The organism is Mesobaculum littorinae (assembly GCF_004011175.1).
In the GTDB taxonomy this organism is placed as follows: domain Bacteria; phylum Pseudomonadota; class Alphaproteobacteria; order Rhodobacterales; family Rhodobacteraceae; genus Tranquillimonas; species Tranquillimonas littorinae.
Genome location: NZ_RQXX01000002.1, coordinates 363,295 through 380,988 on the forward strand (window position 1 = coordinate 363,295; position 17,694 = coordinate 380,988).

General features: G+C 68.3%; 17 protein-coding genes. 10 read left to right on the forward strand and 7 right to left on the reverse strand.

Translation table 11 applies throughout. From position 1 onward, the window contains the following. The first annotated feature begins 151 nt into the window (after positions 1–151). The 7 genes from EKE94_RS06480 to EKE94_RS06510 all read left to right on the forward strand — a co-directional run bounded on the left by EKE94_RS06480 (position 152) and on the right by EKE94_RS06510 (position 6,000). Positions 152–2,188 (forward strand): TonB-dependent receptor domain-containing protein, encoded by a 2,037-nt coding sequence (locus EKE94_RS06480; protein WP_127905788.1) that lies wholly within the window; start codon positions 152–154, stop codon positions 2,186–2,188. Positions 2,189–2,196: 8 nt separating this feature from the next. Further along, positions 2,197–2,661 carry a hypothetical protein gene (locus EKE94_RS06485; RefSeq protein WP_127905789.1) on the forward strand — a complete coding sequence of 155 codons (465 nt, stop codon included), beginning with the start codon at positions 2,197–2,199 and terminating at the stop codon, positions 2,659–2,661. Then, on the forward strand, positions 2,658–3,395 hold the full coding sequence (locus EKE94_RS06490; RefSeq protein ID WP_127905790.1) for a MotA/TolQ/ExbB proton channel family protein: 738 nt from the start codon (positions 2,658–2,660) through the stop codon (positions 3,393–3,395). Before EKE94_RS06485 ends, EKE94_RS06490 begins: the two co-directional genes overlap by 4 nt. A gap of 31 nt (positions 3,396–3,426) precedes the next feature. After that, positions 3,427–3,771 (forward strand): biopolymer transporter ExbD, encoded by a 345-nt coding sequence (locus tag EKE94_RS06495; RefSeq protein WP_127905791.1) that lies wholly within the window; start codon positions 3,427–3,429, stop codon positions 3,769–3,771. A gap of 3 nt (positions 3,772–3,774) precedes the next feature. Then, a complete protein-coding gene (locus EKE94_RS06500; RefSeq protein WP_127905792.1) occupies positions 3,775–4,176 on the forward strand; it encodes an ExbD/TolR family protein in 402 nt (133 codons plus the stop codon). Between the two features lie 4 nt (positions 4,177–4,180). Then, positions 4,181–5,335, forward strand: a complete 1,155-nt coding sequence (locus EKE94_RS06505) for a TonB family protein (RefSeq protein ID WP_127905793.1) — start codon at positions 4,181–4,183, stop codon at positions 5,333–5,335. Between the two features lie 278 nt (positions 5,336–5,613). Then, a complete protein-coding gene (locus EKE94_RS06510; protein ID WP_127905794.1) occupies positions 5,614–6,000 on the forward strand; it encodes a response regulator in 387 nt (128 codons plus the stop codon). A gap of 66 nt (positions 6,001–6,066) precedes the next feature. Here the strand turns inward: EKE94_RS06510 and EKE94_RS06515 are convergent, their stop codons facing one another. Beyond that, positions 6,067–6,420 (reverse strand): Hpt domain-containing protein, encoded by a 354-nt coding sequence (locus EKE94_RS06515; RefSeq protein WP_127905795.1) that lies wholly within the window; start codon positions 6,418–6,420, stop codon positions 6,067–6,069. A 39-nt stretch (positions 6,421–6,459) separates the two neighbouring features. Next, the gene (locus EKE94_RS06520) at positions 6,460–7,437 is read right to left on the reverse strand and encodes a response regulator (protein WP_127905796.1); all 978 of its coding nucleotides are present in this window, start codon (positions 7,435–7,437) and stop codon (positions 6,460–6,462) included. Positions 7,438–7,841: 404 nt separating this feature from the next. Between EKE94_RS06520 and EKE94_RS06525 the strand changes: the two genes are divergently transcribed. Further along, entirely contained in the window at positions 7,842–8,762 is a 921-nt protein-coding gene (locus tag EKE94_RS06525) for a glycosyltransferase family protein (RefSeq protein WP_206615027.1), read from the forward strand. A gap of 140 nt (positions 8,763–8,902) precedes the next feature. Here the strand turns inward: EKE94_RS06525 and EKE94_RS06530 are convergent, their stop codons facing one another. Continuing rightward, positions 8,903–10,753 carry an ABC transporter ATP-binding protein gene (locus EKE94_RS06530; protein ID WP_127905797.1) on the reverse strand — a complete coding sequence of 617 codons (1,851 nt, stop codon included), beginning with the start codon at positions 10,751–10,753 and terminating at the stop codon, positions 8,903–8,905. 226 nt (positions 10,754–10,979) lie between these two features. Between EKE94_RS06530 and EKE94_RS06535 the strand changes: the two genes are divergently transcribed. Next, positions 10,980–11,453: a molybdopterin-dependent oxidoreductase gene (locus EKE94_RS06535; protein ID WP_127905798.1), complete on the forward strand. Its 474-nt coding sequence runs from the start codon at positions 10,980–10,982 to the stop codon at positions 11,451–11,453. Positions 11,454–11,456: 3 nt separating this feature from the next. Beyond that, positions 11,457–12,842, forward strand: a complete 1,386-nt coding sequence (locus tag EKE94_RS06540) for a sensor histidine kinase (RefSeq protein WP_127905799.1) — start codon at positions 11,457–11,459, stop codon at positions 12,840–12,842. Between the two features lie 288 nt (positions 12,843–13,130). Here EKE94_RS06540 and EKE94_RS06545 read toward each other — a convergent pair whose 3' ends face one another. From EKE94_RS06545 to EKE94_RS06560, 4 genes are all read right to left on the reverse strand, one after another. Beyond that, complete coding sequence (locus tag EKE94_RS06545; RefSeq protein WP_127905800.1) at positions 13,131–14,786, reverse strand: thiamine pyrophosphate-binding protein; 1,656 nt, start codon at positions 14,784–14,786, stop codon at positions 13,131–13,133. A gap of 256 nt (positions 14,787–15,042) precedes the next feature. Beyond that, the gene (locus EKE94_RS06550; RefSeq protein ID WP_127905801.1) at positions 15,043–15,801 is read right to left on the reverse strand and encodes an iron ABC transporter ATP-binding protein; all 759 of its coding nucleotides are present in this window, start codon (positions 15,799–15,801) and stop codon (positions 15,043–15,045) included. Next, positions 15,798–16,742 carry an iron chelate uptake ABC transporter family permease subunit gene (locus tag EKE94_RS06555; RefSeq protein ID WP_127905802.1) on the reverse strand — a complete coding sequence of 315 codons (945 nt, stop codon included), beginning with the start codon at positions 16,740–16,742 and terminating at the stop codon, positions 15,798–15,800. The genes EKE94_RS06550 and EKE94_RS06555 overlap by 4 nt, the downstream gene beginning before the upstream one ends. Beyond that, entirely contained in the window at positions 16,732–17,673 is a 942-nt protein-coding gene (locus EKE94_RS06560; protein ID WP_127906307.1) for an ABC transporter permease, read from the reverse strand. Before EKE94_RS06560 ends, EKE94_RS06555 begins: the two co-directional genes overlap by 11 nt. Positions 17,674–17,694 lie beyond the last annotated feature (21 nt).

Here is a 17,694-nt window from a genome sequence, read left to right on the forward strand (position 1 = left end):
AATATTGCGCCGACATTCTTGACGCTTTCTATCAGTCATTCTAACCGATGCAAGAGCCCGGGCGAGATCCTCTGTCGGACGACCCCGGAACCACGAGCCAGCGACACCCCATGCCAGCCTCGGACCAAAAGAAAATCTGCGAGGGACTGCCATGGGACACCGCGCCCACCTACGACCACTTTTCGCCAGCGTTTCGATGCTTGCGCTGCTCGCCGCCCCGGCGGCCACGGCGCAGGACGACACGCCCGGCCTGTTCACCCGTCTCGGCCGCGTCGTGCTGGGCTTCGGCGCGGAGCGGGTCGCCATCGACACGCCGCAGGCCGTGACCGTGCTGGATCAGGCCGACATCGACGACACCCAGCCGACCACGGTGGCCGAGCTTTTCGATTTCGTGCCCGGCACGCAGGCCATCGGCTCGGACCGGGTCGGGGGGCTGTCGTTCAACATCCGCGGCGTGGGCGAGCTGTCGGCTTCGGACGAATCAAAAATCATCGTCACCGTCGACGGCGCCACGAAGTTCTACGAACAATACCGCATGGGGTCGTTCTTTGCCGACCCCGAGCTTTACAAGCGGGTCGAGGTTCTGCGTGGTCCGGCGTCGGCGACGCTGTACGGATCGGGCGCGCTGGGCGGCGTCATCAACTTCGAAACCAAGGATCCCGGCGATTTCATCGCCGCAGATGCGACGAACGCGCTGAGGCTGAAATATTCCTACGATTCCAACGGCCAGGGCAACCTGGGCTCGGTCATCTATGCCACGCGCCCCTCGGACCGGGTCGAGATGCTGGGCGCGCTGACCTATCGCACCGCCGAAAACTACGAAGACGGCGACGGGCGCGAGATCGAGGGGTCGGAGTTCGACGCCGCCTCGGCGCTGGTGAAGGGAACCTACCACTTTGGCGACGGGCTGTCGCAAAGCCTGACCGCCTCCTATTCGCTGTGGGATTCCGAGGCCGACGACACCGCCTATTCCCAGACCGGCAGCCTGTCGGCCTTCGGCACCATCGACCGCGATATCCGCGACCAGACCGTGTCGCTGCGCTGGCAGAACCCCGCGCCGGGCAACCCGTGGATCGATCTCGACGCGGTGCTGAGCTATTCGAACACCGAGGTCGAACAATACAACGCCTCGGCGCCGATCCCCTCGCCGCTGTTCGAGGACAGCGACTACGCCTACCGCACCACGTCGCTCAAGGTCGAGAACACCGCCCGCATGTCGGGGCCCGCGTGGGAAAACTACCTGACCTTCGGCATGCAGGTGTCGCACCAGGAGCGCGAGGCGCAGGCGACGTCGGGGAACATCCTGTTCCACCCCGAGGGGACTGACGACAAGATCGGCCTTTTCGCGCAAAGCGAGCTGATCCTCGGCGAACGGCTGACGCTGATCCCGGGCATCCGGGCGGATTTCGTATCGCTCGATCCCGACAGCTCGATCCCCGACACCCGTAGCGTCGATGAGACCGCGATCTCGCCCAAGCTTGCCGTGATGTACGACGTCAACGACGCGATCTCGGTCTTCGGTTCGGTCGCGCGGACCGAACGCGTCGCCACGTTGGACGAGCTGTTTTCGACCGGTCCGGGCGAGGCGGCAAGCCTGTCTCTCGACCCCGAGACGGCGAAAAGCGCCGAGCTGGGCTTTGCCTGGTCGCGTGAGGGGGTGCTGGCCCCGAGCGACGCGATGCAGCTGAAGACGACGGCCTTCTACAGCGACGTGCAGGACCTGATCGCCCGCGATAACACGGTGGGCACGCCCTACTATCGCAACGTCGACGAGGCCGAGCTCTGGGGTGTCGAGGTCGAGGCCGCCTATGAATCCGAGCGTGCCTTCGCCCGGCTGGCCTATTCCGATGTCCGCGGCGAGGACAAGGCGACGGGCGAGACGCTGTCGTCGGTGCCCGCGCAGTCGCTGGCGCTGTCCCTCGGCGGGCGGGTGCCGGCGCATGGGCTGGATTATGGCTGGCGCGGTCAGCTGGTCGATTCGATCGCCTACGGCACCCAGTCCTTCGACAGCTACACGCTGCACGAGGTCTTCGTGGACTGGACGCCCGAGGGTGGCGCGCTCGAAGGCATGAATGTCCGCGCGTCGGTCGAGAACCTTTTCGACGAAACCTACCAGAACAGCCTGTCCGGCGATTATGGCCGCGGCCGGACCTACAAGCTGACCCTGTCCAAGGCCATCGACTGGTGAGAGGACCAATGCAAGCAAGACTGATTCCAGCCACGCTGACCCTCCTGGCCGCGACCGTTTCGGTCGCGGCGGCACAGGAGACGGCAGCCGACGCCGATCCCGCGATGCAGGCCGCCGACGCCACCCCGGCGCTGTCGGTCGAACTGAACGCGATGACGCCCACCGAGGGCGCCTGCCGTCTGACCTTCCTTGTCGAGAACCGGCTGGGCGCGGATCTAGACAAGGCGGTGTTCGAAACCGTGCTGTTGACGGACGAGGGGATCGTCGACCGCCTGACGCTGTTCGATTTCCGCGATCTGCCGCAGGATCGCCGCCGGGTGCGCCAGTTCGACCTGCCGAACCTCGATTGCGGCGGGCTGGGGCAGGTGCTGTTCAACGCCGCCGACAGCTGCGACGGCGCGGGCATCGCGCCCGGGGCCTGCATGGATGCGCTCGACCTTAGCTCGCGCACGGATGTGGAGATGGCGGGATGATTGATCTGACCTCGGGCCTCGACCGTCTGCGCGGCCTCGTCGAACTGGGCGGGCCGGTCGTCGCGATCCTGATCCTTCTGTCGGTGATCGCGGGCGCCGTCCTGATCTACAAGCTGGTGCAGTTCCGGCGGCTGGGCGTGGGACGGCACCGCGCCATCCGCCGTGGGCTGGACCACTGGGACGGTGGGGCCGAGGCGCGCGCGATCTCGGACTTCCGCGAAAGCCGCAACCACCTTGCCCCGGTGCTGGCGCAGGCCGCCGCGGCCCGGGCCGGCACGGCGCCCGCAGCTGCGGCGGACATGGGCCCCGGCACCGCGCCCGACCTTCTGAAATCGCGGATCGAGGCGCTGGCGGCGGTGCGCCTGGCGCGGCTGGAGCGCGGGTTCCGCATGCTCGACAGCATCGCCCAGATCGCGCCGTTGCTGGGTCTCTTCGGCACCGTGCTGGGGATGATCGACGCGTTCCGCGCGCTGCAGGACGCGGGTTCGTCCGTCGACCCCTCGATCCTTGCCGGCGGGATCTGGGTCGCGCTGATGACCACCGCGGTGGGCCTCGCGGTGGCAATGCCGTCGTCACTGGTGCTGACCTGGTTCGAAACCCGGGTCGAACGCGAGCGTGGGCTGATCGAGGCCGCGATCGAAACCGTCTTCTGCCCGATGGGCGCCCGCGTCGACAGCCCTGCTGCGCAGGGGGCGGCGCCTGCGCCACGCACCGCGGGGCTGCATGCCCATTAGGCGCCCCACCCGCCGCCGCAAGGCCCTGTCGATGACGTCGCTGATCGACGTCATCTTCCTTTTGCTGCTGTTCTTCATGCTGTCCTCGACCTTCACCCGGTTTTCCGAGCTGCAGCTGACCGGCGGTGCGGCCTCGGCCGCCCCCGCCACCGGCGCGCCGCCGGTGTTCCTGCGTCTCGGCCCCGAGGCGTTGCGCCTCAACGGGGCCGAGGTCGCGATGACGGACCTGCCCGCCCGGCTGGCCGACCTGGCCGAGCCCGGTGCCGCGCTGCTGGTGCAGCCGGGGCAGGGGACCAGCGCGCAGAGACTGGTCGACCTGATGGTCGCGCTGGCCGGGATCGAGACGCCGAAACTGGCCGTGCGGGTGCTGGAGTAACTCATGGCGATTCCCAAACCCCGCCCCCGCAGCAAGGGCGAACCCACCATCGCGCTGATCAACATCGTGTTCCTGATGCTGATCTTCTTCCTGATCGCGGGCAGTCTCGCCCCCCCGCTCGACGGGCGGGTCGAGCTGGCCGATGCCGAAGAGATCGCCGGTCGCGCGCCCCCCGACGCGCTGGTGGCGCTTGCAGACGGCACGCTGCTGTTCCGTGGCGAGCCGGTGACGCCGGAAACCGCGCTGGATCTTCTGCCCGAGGCCGAGCGGGGCGAGGACGGAGCCGCCGTGCGGGTGGTGCCGGACCGGGACCTGCCCGCCACGGATCTCGTCGCGCTCAGCGCCGCGCTCAGGCGTGCGGGGGCCGAGGAGGTCTGGATCGTCACCCGCCGGGGACTGGAGTAACGACATGTCGATGACCCCACGCCGCGTGATTGCGGTGTCCGCCGCATTGGTGACCTCGGGGGCGCTGCATGCGCTGGCCCTCGCGCTGGAGCCCGGTTCGCCACCGATCGAGATGAAGGGTGGCGGCGCGGCCGCGCCCTCGGCCGTCGGATCGAGCTTTGCCGACATGATCGACGGGACCAATGCGGCGCAACCGGTCGAGCCGGTGGAAACCGCCGCCGTGCCCGAGCCTGCCGCCGTGACCCCGCCGCCGCCCGAGGTCGCAGAGACGTCGCAGCCCGAGACACCTCAGGCTGAGACGCCGCAGCCCAGGGCGGTTCGGGCCGAAAGCCCGCAGGCCGAGGCCGCGCGGCGAGCCGCGGCGCCGCAGGCCGACGCCGCCCCCCTTGCGGCGGCACCCGACGGAGACGTGCCGCTTGCCGCGGCGCCCAACGCCGAAACCCCGCCCGAGGCCCCGACGGTCGCCGCGCCTTCCGACCCGCAGGAGGCGCCTTCGGTCGAAGCTTCCGGACAGGCCGAGGCGGAGCCGATCGAGGATCCCGCCCCGGCCCAGGCCGCGACGAGACCCGAGGTCGCCACCACGGCGCCGGTCACGCCGCCCGAGGCCGCGACCCCGGTCGAACCAGCGGACGACAACGAGCAGGCGCCGCAATATTCGCGGCGCCCCAACGCGCGCCCCGAGGTGCCCGAGGAGTTCCTTGAGCGGCAACGGCAGCGACAGGCGCCCGATCCCGCCCCCCAGCGGCAGGCCGAGCGCACGCCCGAGCCGCAGCGTCGGCAGGCCGCGCCACAGGGCAACGCGCAGGCCAATGCGCGGCGTGGCGACACCAATGGCAGCAGCACGGCCTCCGCGGGGCCGTCGGGCTCGGGCGGGCGGCAGGCGCAGTCCGGCAACGCCGCCGCGGCGAATTACGGCGGCCAGGTGATGCGAAAGATCTCGCGCACCCGCAAACCGCGGGTGAATGCCCGGGGGTCGGCCGTCGTGTCTTTCACCATCGCGCCGTCGGGCGGGCTGGCGGGCCTGGGCATCGCCCGGTCCTCGGGCAACGCCCAGCTGGATCGCGCCGCGCTGGAACACCTGCGCCGCGCGGCGCCCTTCCCGGCACCGCCCCGCGGCGCACGGCGCAGCTGGTCGGTCGAGTTCGTGGGCGGCAGCTGATCCCGGCGGGCCTTGCCGCGGCAGGCGTCGTGCGGGCCGGACTGCGGCCCGCCCGGACTACGGCCCGCCCGGCCCGCCGGGATATGGCGCCTTCGCCTGTATTCCGTGGGAAATTGAGCGCGCCGCGACCCTTGGTAAGCCCACAAAATAAGTTTCCCGAGATGCTATAAGAGCGTATGAACGGGACAGGGGCGGGACGAACCTGTTGCCACCAGCTTGCAGGGCCTTTGCGTGGTGGTGCCGTTCGGACGCTGTAACGGGAAGAAGGCTTGGGACAAATGACATGCGAACTTAGCCGCATTCTTCACGTCGACGACGATGACGATATCCGCGAGGTTGTCAGTGTCGCCCTGCAAATGGTCGGTGGCTTCGACCTTGTGCAATGCGCCTCGGGGCGCGAGGCGCTGGACAAGGTGGTCGAGGCGAAGCCGGATCTCATCCTGCTGGACGTGATGATGCCGGGAATGGACGGGCCGGAAACGGCCCGGGCGCTGAAGGCCAACCCCGAGACTGCCGATATCCCGATCGTCTTCGTCACGGCCCGCGGAAATGACCAGTCGCGGGGCGAGTTGCTCGAAGCCGGGGGCGTCGACGTGATCGGCAAACCCTTCGATCCCATGACCCTCTCGGATCAGGTGCGGGCGGTCTGGGATCGCAGATCCTGAACACCCCGCGCCGCCGGTTTCTGTCCCGCTGGGTGCGCTGTCTCCGTGCCTCTCGGCGCGGTAGCCTTAGGAGGCGATGAGTCTTCGGACCTCGTTTTCGCGCAGGCACTCGGCCATCCGGTCCAGCATGGCCCGCACGCTTTTCATCATCTGCGACAGCGCTTCGCGGTCGCGATTGCCACGAAGGACGTGGCGAATGGCCGTTTCCGCATCGCTCGCGCTGGCACCCAGATCCTCAAACGCGAATGACCCGGCCAGCCCCGCGATCCGGTGCGATTCGGACATGATCGTGGTCAGGTTCGCCGTAACGTCCCTGCCGTGGCGGGCGGCTTCGAAACTATCGCCAAGGTCGGGCTTCAGCTTTGCGATCCGGTCGATAAACCGGGCGCGCAGACGTTCAAGGACAATATCTTGGTGCATAAAGGCATTTCCAGTCTTGGCCCGTGAACGGAAAAGAACTCAGGCGCTTGCGATACTGTGCAGGTTGCCCTGGTGGGACAGGCGCAGCGGAGAAATCGCGGTGCGTGCCGATTCGATGGCATCGTGAATGGTCGCGGTGGGAGAGCCGCCAAAAAACAGGCTTTTCGATTTGACCGCGCCCATGGCAAGCGTCACGCGGCACTGCGATCCGTCGTCGTATTCCAACCCCAGATCGTTGATCGCGAACTGGATCTGACGCTGCAGATCGTCGGTCAGCGCCGGCGAGGCGCGGTGCGTCAGCACGACGTAAATGCCCGAGCCGACATAGGACATGATGAAATTGGATTGCTTGAACTGATCGGCGATGCATTCGGCCACGTCGGTCAAGGTCAGGAATAGTTCAGAGGGTTTCGCACGGGCATGGATGCCATCGAATTCCTCGATGCGAAAGCCCACGGCGACAGAATTGTACTGCTCGCTCCGCGACATCTGCAGAACGAAGTTCTCGAGCTCGACCTCGTCCACGACGCCGTCGATATCCTGGATCGAGATCGCCTGATCGGGCGCGAAGCGGTTGCGGTTTTCGTATTCCTTCTTGAGGTTCTGCAGCGCGAAGATCTTCTCTGCCACCACCCGGTTCTGCTGGATCGTCTGCTCGGCCAGGCGCAGGCGGGTGACCAGTTCGAACGGGTCGAAGGGTTTCGAGACGTAGTCGTTTGCGCCGGCAATGAAGGCGCGTTCGACGAAGCTGCGTTCGGTCATCGCGGTGATCATCAGGATCGGCGTCTGCTTGTAGAGTTCCTGCGCGCGGATCCTCTTGCACAACTCGATCCCGTCCATCCCCGGCATCTGGATGTCGAGCAGGATGCACCGGTAGGGGGCGAGCGCCTGATCGATCATCTCCAGCGCTTCGTGTGCCGACGAAGCCAGTGAGACATCCGTGTAGCCCGAGCTGGACAGCGTCGCTTCCAGCAGTTCGAGCATCATGGGATCGTCGTCGACGGCAAGGATCTTCATCTGTCCGGACCCAATCTGAGCAATTCTCTGACGAAACCGCCACCCTCGGCCGGGCGGTGGCCTTTTGGCAAATTTGCCGGACAAGCGGGCATAACTGTGGCATAGACCTGACAATCTTCGTCTATCTCGACGGTACTGTCAGGGCATCCGGCGTCAGGCGGCCTGCCCCGGGCGTCAGGTGGCCTGACGCGAAAGGGGAGGCGGGCGCGCAACAGGTGGCGCTCTTTATACCTCTCAGCATTGAAAACGGGCCGCGGTAGGTTACCCCGACGTGAGTTCGACGTATTCTTCATACCGGCGTCATGGTGAAGGAGTCATGGATGCCGTGGAGGACAAACGCCCCCTGATTATCGGTTGCCGGTGTTCTTGTGCGCTGGGGGCACAGCGTATTTGAAGGACATGACATGACCGACGGCGTGATCTACGTCGCCGCAGGGAAGGACTATCTCGATCTGGCCGAGCAATCGGTCCGTTCCCTGAAGGCCGCCAATCCGCAGCTCGAGGCGGATATCTTCACCGATATGACGCCCGGGACCGATCTGTTCGACCGGGTGCACCCGATTCCCGCCGGCCCGACGGCCAAGCTGGCATCGCTGCCGCATTCGCGGTTCGACCGGACGCTCTACCTCGATTGCGACACGCTGATCCTTTCCCCCTTCGGGGACCTCTTCGATCTGCTCGACCGGTTCCAGCTGGCGGTGGCGCATGACGTCCGCCGCACCTCCGAGCTGATCCGGCAGGGGTTCCAGCACGCCACACCCTACGCGTTTCCACAGATGAACTGCGGCGTGCTGCTTTACCGAACCTCGCCGGAAATGATGGCGTTCCTGGGCGAATGGCAGTCGCGCTATACCGCTTCGGGGCTCAAGCGCGACCAGCCGACGTTCCGCGATCTGGTTTGGTCGTCGGACCTGCGGTTCTATGTCCTGCCGCCCGAATTCAACCTGCGCCGTGTCACGATGCTGGACGCGTGGGAGCCGCTGGATGTGCGGCCCACGATCATGCATTCGCACCGCCTGCTGCAGCACCTGCGCGGGCACGAGGAGCGGTTCAGCGACCTGGGCTCGATCCTCGCGGTCGAGCGGGAAGCGTTGGACGACGAGTGGGCCGCGTTCGAGACTGCGCCCGTCGACGAAGAGGGCAACGGCCCCGCGCGGCGGTTCCACCTGGCCGAGGCCGAGGCGGCGCGTGGAACGGACCTCAAGGTGCCCGATCTTGCCGCGGCGCCCCGCCGCGACGCCCAGCAGCCTGCCTTCGGGATCGACGGGCGCGGGGACTGGCACGACCACGAACCCGAGACCGCCCGGCGGATGATCCGCTCCTGACCGACGCGGGTCGGGCCGGTCTTGGCCCGACCCGTGGCCCGACCCGCGCAGGGGAAGGCCCGGCGTGTACGCCACCGAAACGCCCGCCTGTGCGGCGTGCCGCCGGAGGGCTGTCCGGGGCACCGCCGCCGCGCGGCGGCTCAGCCGGTCGGTTCGCCCGGGTCATCGGTTTGCAGGAAACCGCCCGACTGCCGGGTCCAGAACCCGGCATAAAGCCCGCCGTGGCGCAGCAGCGCGTCATGGGTGCCGTCCTCGGCCACGCGGCCCTGGTCCAGCACCACGATCCGGTCCATGTGCGCGATCGTCGACAGGCGGTGGGCGATGGCGATGACCGTCCGGTCGCGCATCGCCTCGTCCAGCACGTCCATCACCGCGGCCTCGACCTCGCTGTCGAGCGCGCTGGTCGCTTCGTCCAGGATGAGGATCGGCGCGTCCTTCAGGATCACCCGGGCGATGGCGATGCGCTGACGCTGGCCGCCCGACAGGGTGACGCCGCGTTCGCCGACATGGGCGTCATAGCCGCGCCGGCCCTTCGCGTCCTTCAGCTGCAGGATGAAATCATGCGCCTGCGCCCGGCGCGCGGCGGCGATCATCGTCTCTTCGGTCGCGTGGTCGTTTCCGTACATCAGGTTTGCGCGGATCGAGCGGTTCATCAGCGACGGATCCTGCGTCACCACGCCGATCTTTTCGCGCAGGCTGTCCTGGGTCACGGCGCCCACCGGCTGGCCGTCGATCAGGATGCGCCCGCCCTCGGGGTCGCGGAACCGCAAGAGCAGGTTGACCAGCGTCGACTTGCCCGCGCCAGACCGGCCGACCAGGCCCACGCGCTGGCCCGCGGGGATCGTCAGGTCGACCCCCGCCAGCCCGCCTTCGTCGCGCCCGTAACGGTGGCGCAGGTCCTCGATCCGGATCTCGCCCTGCCGCACCTCGATGGGGCGGGCGGCGGCGGTGTCGGTCACCGTGTGCGGCTGCGAGACCGAGCGCAGGCCTTCGCGGATGATGCCCGCGTTTTCGAAAAGGCGGGTGGCGACGAACATGATCCAGCCGGTCATCCCGTTCAGCCGGATCGTCAGCGCCGAGACGGCGGCGACCTGTCCCAGCGACACGACGCCCGCGGTCCAAAGCCACACCGCGGGGCCCAGCACCGCGACGATCATGATCCCGTTGAGCGTGTTCATGCCCAGCCCCAGCTCGGTCATCAGCCGCCGGAACCGCTGCGCCCGCAGCCGCAGCCGCCGCATCGCCGACAGCGCATAGGCCGCTTCGCGCGAGCCGTTGGCGAACAGCTTCACCGTCTCGATGTTGGAGTAGGCGTCGACCACGCGGCCCGTCACGTTCGACCGCGCGTCCGACCAGCCCTCGGAGGCATCGGCGATGCGCACCACCATGCGGCGCACATAGAGTATGTAAACCACGACCCAGACCGCCAAAGGCAGGCCCAGCCGCCAGTCGATGTCCGACAGCAGGAAAATCGCCGAGGCGACGTAGACAAGGCTGAACCAGATCGCTTCGAACCCCGAATAGAAGCTTTCCTCGACCGCCTTGCCCATCTGCATCACGCGGTTGGTCAGGCGGCCCGAGAAATCGCTCTGGAAGAAGCCCGGCGCCTGTCCCAGCAGGTGGCGGTGCGATTGCCATCGCACCTGCTCCTGGATGTTCGACCCCAGCGTCTGGTCGAGAAACAGGTGGTTCAGGCCGATGATCGCCGGGCGCACGAACAGCACCAGCAGCGTGACGACCATCAGTTCCACCCGGTGCTGCGCCCAGAACATCTCAGGCCCCGAGGCCGTCATCAGGTCGACCAACCGCCCGGCGTAGAAGATCAGCCCGACCTCGACCGCCGCCTTGAGGAAGCCGGTCAGGCCCATCCAGGGCAAAAGCCGCCGGTAGGGGCGGACCTGGCTGCGCAGGTAGGCCGTCAGCGTAGAGGGCGGCGCCCCGGCGTCGGTCCCGCGGAAGGGATCGACGAGGTTTTCGAAGTATCTGAACACGGTGGGCCCCGGTCTCCTCGTATCATCCGCGGCAGACGACAGGCCGCGTCGTTCGTCAAGCGGCCGCAATGGGGCAGCAGGCCGGTCGTCGTGTGCAATGCAGCAACGGTAACGCCTTATCGCCGGAACCTACAGTGGACTTAGCGACCAGAACGGCGCAAATAATTCCGGTGACACAGGTGTGAGTCAGTTGCGCAACGCCCGAACGCGATCAGGGGAGCAGGACATGAAACAGGTCATCCAGGCATGCGTTTTCATTCTGACCCTTGCTGCCCCGGCCTTGGCCCTGGCCGGGCCGCAGCTGACGGTCACCACCGCCGATGGCGAGGCCCGTGCCTACGAGCGGCAGGACCTGCTTGAAATCGAAGCGCACGACGTCACGACCGACAATGATTACATCGACGGCACCGCGACCTTTACCGGTCCGCGACTGTCGACGCTGTTGCAGGACGCGGGGCTTAAGCCGGACGACCAGCTTCAGGTGACGGCGCTGAACGACTACCGCACGATCATCCCGGCGCACGAGGTGCTGGACTACGACGTCATCATCGCCGTGCTGATGGACGGTGAGGAAATGTCGGTTCGCGACAAGGGGCCGTTCTGGGTGATCTACCCGATGTCGGACCACGCCGAGCTGCAGGAGCCCAGCTTCAACGATCGGTTGATCTGGCAATTGTCCGAAATTCAGATCCTGCCCTAGACGATGCTGGTCCAGATCAGGCTTTTCCGCTGGTTCGCGATCCTCACCATCCTGGTGACGCTCTGCCTGGTGGCGCTTGGCCTGTTCCGTCTTCAGGACGAGATCGACGAACTGGCCGAGACTAAGCGCGCCGGACCCACCTGGATCGCGAACCAGATGGAGTTCGAGCTTCTGCGCTTTACCCAGGCGCTGGCACGGTTCGCCCAAGGCGCGCCCGAGGTCACGCCAGACAACGTCGTGTTCCGCTTCGACATCCTTTGGAGCCGCCATGCCGTGGCCGTCGAGGGGCAGTCGGGCCGACCCGCCGCCGCCGAAACCGACGAGGCCGCGGTGCTGGACGCGCTCGGGGATGAGTTGCGCCGGCAGGAGGCCTCGGTGATCGACCTCTCGCCCGGCGACGTCGTCGAGGCCGAGCGCCTGCTGGCCGTGTTCCTGCCCTATGGCGATCCGCTTCACGACTACACGCTCGCGGCCAAGGACGAACAGGCGGCGGTGGCCCTGGCGGCGCGGTCGGACCTGGCGTTCTACTCGCAGATATCGGTCTATCTCAGCCTTGCGATGGGGGTCGCCTCGCTAATCCTGGCGGTGCAGTTCTTCGTCGAAAGCCGGTTTCACAAGCGCATCTCGATGGAGAATGCCGAGCTTCTGGAAAAGTCGCAGGCGGCCTACCGCGCGAAATCCCAGTTCCTCGCCACGGTCAGCCACGAACTGCGCACGCCCGTCACCTCGATCAAGGGCACGCTGGGCCTGATCAAGGGCGGCATGCTGGGCGAGCTGTCGGACAAGATGCGGCGCATGGTCGAGATCGCGCATGGCAACAGCGAACGCCTCGCCTCGATGATCAACGACATCCTCGATTTCGAAAAGGCGGAATCGGGCGAGCTGTCCTACAGGTTCGAGATCCTCGACCTTGTCACCGTCGTCGACGAGGCGGTCGAGGCCAACCGCGATTTCGAAGCCCACCGCCGCGTCTCGGTGGTGTTCGAACGGCCCGCGGGCCCGATCTGGGTCGATGGCGACGGGTTCCGCCTGGTGCAGCTGGTGGCGAACCTTCTGTCGAACGCGGTGAAGTTTTCCGAGCCGGGGCAGGAGGTCATCGTCGGCGTCACCAAGGTGGGCGAGGCCGCCCGTGTCTCGGTCCGCGACTACGGCTCGGGCATCCCGGACGATTTCAAGCGCCGGGTGTTCGAAAGGTTCACGCAGGCCGACAGTTCCGACACGCGCAAGGTCGGCGGCACCGGGCTGGGCATGAGCATCTCGCGCGCAATCGCCGAGAACCACAACGGCCGGGTGCATTTCGAAAGCAAGATCGGCATGGGCTCGACCTTCTACTTCGACATTCCGCTGGCCCCGCAGGACGCTGTCGCCCACCGCGACAGCGCCGCCTGACCGCAGCGCCCGCGGGCGGTCTCCGCACGTCTCTCAAGGTATCTGCCGTCACGGGGCCGGGCCATTGCGCCGCGACGGCCAGGGCAGCCTGACGGGCAGGCGCCCCTGGTCGCCGCCGCGCGCTTCCCGCGCCCTGTCCGGCCCGCGGGTGGCCCCGGGGTCAGCCGGCCCGCCCGCTGTGCCGGGGTCGCGAGGTCGTGCGCCCGCGCGTGCGGCCGGCCTCTGGTCACGTGAATCAGGCGGGGTGGGGCACGCGGGCTGGAGCAGGCGGGGTGGGGCAGGCGGGCGCTACCGGCCCGCGCGGATGTCCGACAGGGTCTTGCCGGGGCGAATCGCCTCGGGGTCGATGGGGCAGTGCAGCAGCGCCGCGCGGCCGCTGGCGCGGGCGCGTTCGAATGCGGCCGGAAAATCCTCGGTCCGGTCGACCCGTTCCGCATGGGCGCCGAAGGCCGCGGCATAGGCGGCAAAGTCTGGGTTGGTCAGGTCCGTGCCCGAGGGTCGGCCGGGATACTCCCGCTCCTGGTGGGCGCGGATCGTGCCGTAGATACTGTTGTCGAGAAGCACGATGATCGGCCTGGCGCCCAGGTGCATGGCGGTCGCAAGCTCCTGCCCCGTCATCAGGAAATCGCCGTCCCCGGTGACGCAGACCACGGTCCGTTCGGGCGCGCGGGCGCTGACCGCCACGGCGGCGGGAAGCCCGTAGCCCATCGATCCGCTGGTCGGTGCGATATGCCTCTGGCCGGGACGGAAGCGGAAATGGCGGTGCACCCAGGTGGCGAAGTTGCCCGCCCCGTGGGTGATGACGGCATCGTCGGGCAGGGCTTCGCGCAGCCAGGCCACCATCTCGCCGGGGTGGAAGGGGCCCGGGGCGGGCAGGGCCGTCTCGCCCCACGCGCGCGCGGCGTCGTTCAGGCGGCGGGCCCAGCCCGCGCGGTCGCGGTCCGTGGGCGGCAGGGTCGACAGCGCGGGCAGCAGGCCGCCGGGGCTGGCCACGATACCGAGGTCGGGCTGGTAGACGCGGCCGATCTCCTCCGGGTCGGGGTGAATGTGGATCAGCCTCCGCGGATCGGTGGGGATGCCCAGCCGGGTGTAGCCGCCCGAGGGGCTTTCCGACATCCGGCTGCCGATCATCAAAAGCAGGTCCGCCTCGGCCAGCGCAGAGGTCAGGGCCGGGTCGGGCCCGAGGTTCAGATCGCCGCCGTAAAGCGGGTGCGTGCCCGCGAAGAGATCGGTGCGGCGAAAGGTGGTAATGGCGGGCAGGCCCTGCGCCTCGGCAAAGGCGGTGAGCGCTTCGCGGTCGGCTGGGGTCCAACGGCTGCCGCCGAGGATCATCACCGGCCGCTCTGCCGCCTCCAGCATCTCGCCCAGCCGGGCAAGGTCAGCCTCGGCCGGGGCGCTTTCGGCGGCTGTGACGCGGGGGGCGAGGGGGCTTTCGACAGGCTCGGTCAGCATGTCCTCGGGCAGGGCCACGACGACGGGGCCCGGGCGGCCCTGCAGCGCGGTGCGGAAAGCGCGGGCGACAAGCTCGGGCATGCGGGCGGGGTCGTCGATCTCGACCACCCATTTCGCGAACGAGCCGAAGACGGCGCGGTAGTCGAGTTCCTGAAACGCCTCGCGGTGGCGCATGCGGCGCGCGATCTGGCCGACAAAAAGGATCAGCGGTACGGAATCCTGCGCCGCCACGTGCACCCCGGCCGAGGCGTTGGTGGCCCCGGGCCCGCGGGTGACGAAGCAGACGCCGGGCCCGCCGGTCATCCGCGCATCGGCATCGGCCATCATCGCCGCGCCCCCCTCCTGCCGGCAGGGGACGAAGTCGATCTTTCCGCCGTGCAGCGCGTCGAGCACGGCCAGGTAGCTTTCCCCGGGCACCCCGAAGACCCGGGTGACGCCCTGCACCTCGAGCTGCTCTACAAGGCACTGGGCGGCGGTGCGTGGGGCGGGCATGAGGCAGGTCTCCGGGCTGGGGTCAGGCATGGGCGCAGGCTAGGACAGTGCGGGGCCGGGGGGAAGGGTGACGCGTGTCGGTCCGGAAGGCAGGCGCGCGTCGCGACGCCCCTTGCTGTCGCCCCCGCGCAAGGCCATCGGCCTGCCACCAGCGGCCCCTCCCATCCGCCTGCCAACAGCGGCCCGCCCGTGGCGCCGCCACGCCGCCCCGGGAAGGGCCATCCATAATCAGGCTGAAAGGCCCGGCGCGCGCGGCTCAGGCGTAGTGCAGCGACACCGGGCGGCCGTGGATCTCGGTCACGTCGATGGGCGTATCGAAGAGGTCGGTCAGCGCCGCACCGGTCAGCGTGTCCCCGGGCGGGCCGTTGCGCACCACGCGGCCGTCCTTCATCGCCACGATCCGGTCGGCATGGGCGGCGGCATAGTTGATCTCGTGCACCACGATCACGACGGTACGGCCATGCGTCCGCGCGACCTCGCCCAGCCGCAGCATCAGCGCCCGCGCATGGCTCATGTCGAGGTTGTTCAGCGGCTCGTCCAGCAGCAGGTAATCGGTGCCCTGGGCAAAGGTCATCGCCACGAAGGCACGCTGGCGCTGGCCGCCCGACAGCGTGTCGATCTGCCGCCCCGCCAGCGGTTCCAGCCCGAAGGTCGCGATCGCCTCGTCGACCGCGGCCCGGTCGGCCGCGCCGGGGCGCCCCTTGTGATGCGGGTAGCGGCCGAAGGAGACCAGGTCGCGCAGGGTCAGCCGCGTGGCGATGCGTGTCTCCTGCCGCAGGATCGCCAGCACCCGCGCCAGCTGGCCCGTGGGCGTCTGCGTCACGTCCAGACCGTCGAACCGGATGCGTCCCGTCTGCACCCGTTCGAGCCGCGCCATCAGCGACAGAAGCGTCGATTTGCCGGCGCCGTTCGGGCCGATCAACGCGGTGACCCCGCCCTTCGGGATCGTCAGGTCGATGTCGCGCAGGATTGGCACGCCCGACAGGCTGTGGCTGACGCCTTCGATCTCGATCATCTCTTGGGCTCCCTCAGGATCAGCAGCAGGAAGACGATCCCGCCCGCGAATTCGACCACCACCGACAGGGTGGTGGAAAGGTCGAGCACCCGCTCGACCAGCGTCTGTCCGGCCACCAGCACGAGACCGGCCAATAGCGCCGCGGCGGGCATCAGCACGGCATGGCGGTGATCGCCGGTGATCCGGTGCGCCAGTGCCGCGACCAGCAGGCCGAAGAAGGTCACCGGCCCCACCAGCGCCGTCGACACCGACACCAGCACCGCCGTCAACGTCAGCGCGGCCAGCACCGTGGCACGGTGCGGCAGCCCCAGGCTGACCGCCGCGTCGCGCCCCAGCGCCAGCACGTCCAGCCGGTGCCGCATCGCCCAGGCCGCCGCCAGCGCCGCGACGCAAAGCACGCCCGAGATCGCCAGAAGCTCGGTCGGGATGGTGGTGAACCGCGCGAAGGAGGCGCTTTGCACCACCGCGAATTCGTTGGGGTCGATCATCCGCTGCAGGAAGGACGCGACCGAGCGGAACATCACGCCAAAAATGATGCCGGTCAGGATCATCCGGTGGATGTCCTGCCGTCGTCCGCCCAGCAGCGTCCCGAACAGCAAAAGCGCCGCCGCCAGCAGCAGCAGAAGTTCGAGGCCAAAGCGCGCCTCGGCCGACAGGGCGGCCAGCCCGAAGCCGCCCAGGCTGAAGACCAGGCCGGTCTGCAGCAGCACGAAAAGCGCGTCGAACCCCATGATCGACGGCGTCAGGATGCGGTTGCCGCTGATCGTCTGGAAGATCACCGTCGACACCGCGATCGCCGCGCCGACGATCAGCAGCGCGGCCAGCTTCTGGCCCCGGTAGCCCAGCACGAAGCTCCACGACCCGCGGGCGCCGAGGGTCAGGAACAGCACGCTTGCGACGCCCAGCGCCAGCGCCAGAGGGATCAGGCGCCTAGCGGCCATCGGGAGGGGCCGTACGGGCGGGGCCCGCGTAGAGAAGCCACAGGAAAACCGCGCCGCCCAGGATGCCGAAGATCGTGCCCACGGGGATTTCATAGGGATAGCGCAGGATCCGTCCCAGCAGGTCGCAGGCCAGCACCAGCACGGCGCCCGACAGCGCGACGCAGGGCAGGGTGGCGCGCAGGTTGTCGCCCATCAGGCGGCTGACCACGTTGGGCACCACGAGGCCCACGAAGGGGATCATCCCCACCGTCGTCACGGTCAGCGCGGTCACCACCGACACGATCAGCAGCCCCGCGATGACGACCGAATCGTAGTTCAGGCCCAGGTTCACGCTGGCCTCGCGCCCCAGCCCCACGATGGTGAACTGGTCGGCCACGACATACGCCACCAGCGTCAGCGCCCCGGTGATCCACAAAAGCTCGTAGCGCCCGCGCAGAACGCCCGAGAATTCGCCGTTCATCCAGACCTCGACATATTGCAGCAGGTCCAGCTGATACCCGAGAAAGGTGACCGCGGCGCCGATGATGCCGCCATAGATCAGCCCCACAAGCGGCACCAGCAGCGGCTGCGACGGCGGCAGGTGGCGGATCAGCGCGAGAAACCCGGCGCTGCCGGCGATGGCGGCGAGGCTCGCCAGGCTCATCTGCGCCCAGAGCGGTGCGGTGGGCCACAGCATCGTGGCGACGAGGATGCCGAGTGCGGCGCTCTGACCCGTGCCGGCGGTCGTGGGTTCGATGAACCGGTTGCGGGCCAGCATCTGCATGATCATCCCCGCCACGGCCATCGACGCGCCGGTCAGGATCACGGCGGCGGTGCGGGGAAAACGGCTGACCGCCAGCAGGCGCAGCGCCTCGGGGTCGTGCCAGGCCGTGCCGGGGTCGAGCGTGATGACCCCGGTGAAAAGCGACGCGACCGCCAGGCCGAAAAGCACGGCGGCGGTCGCGGCAAGGGC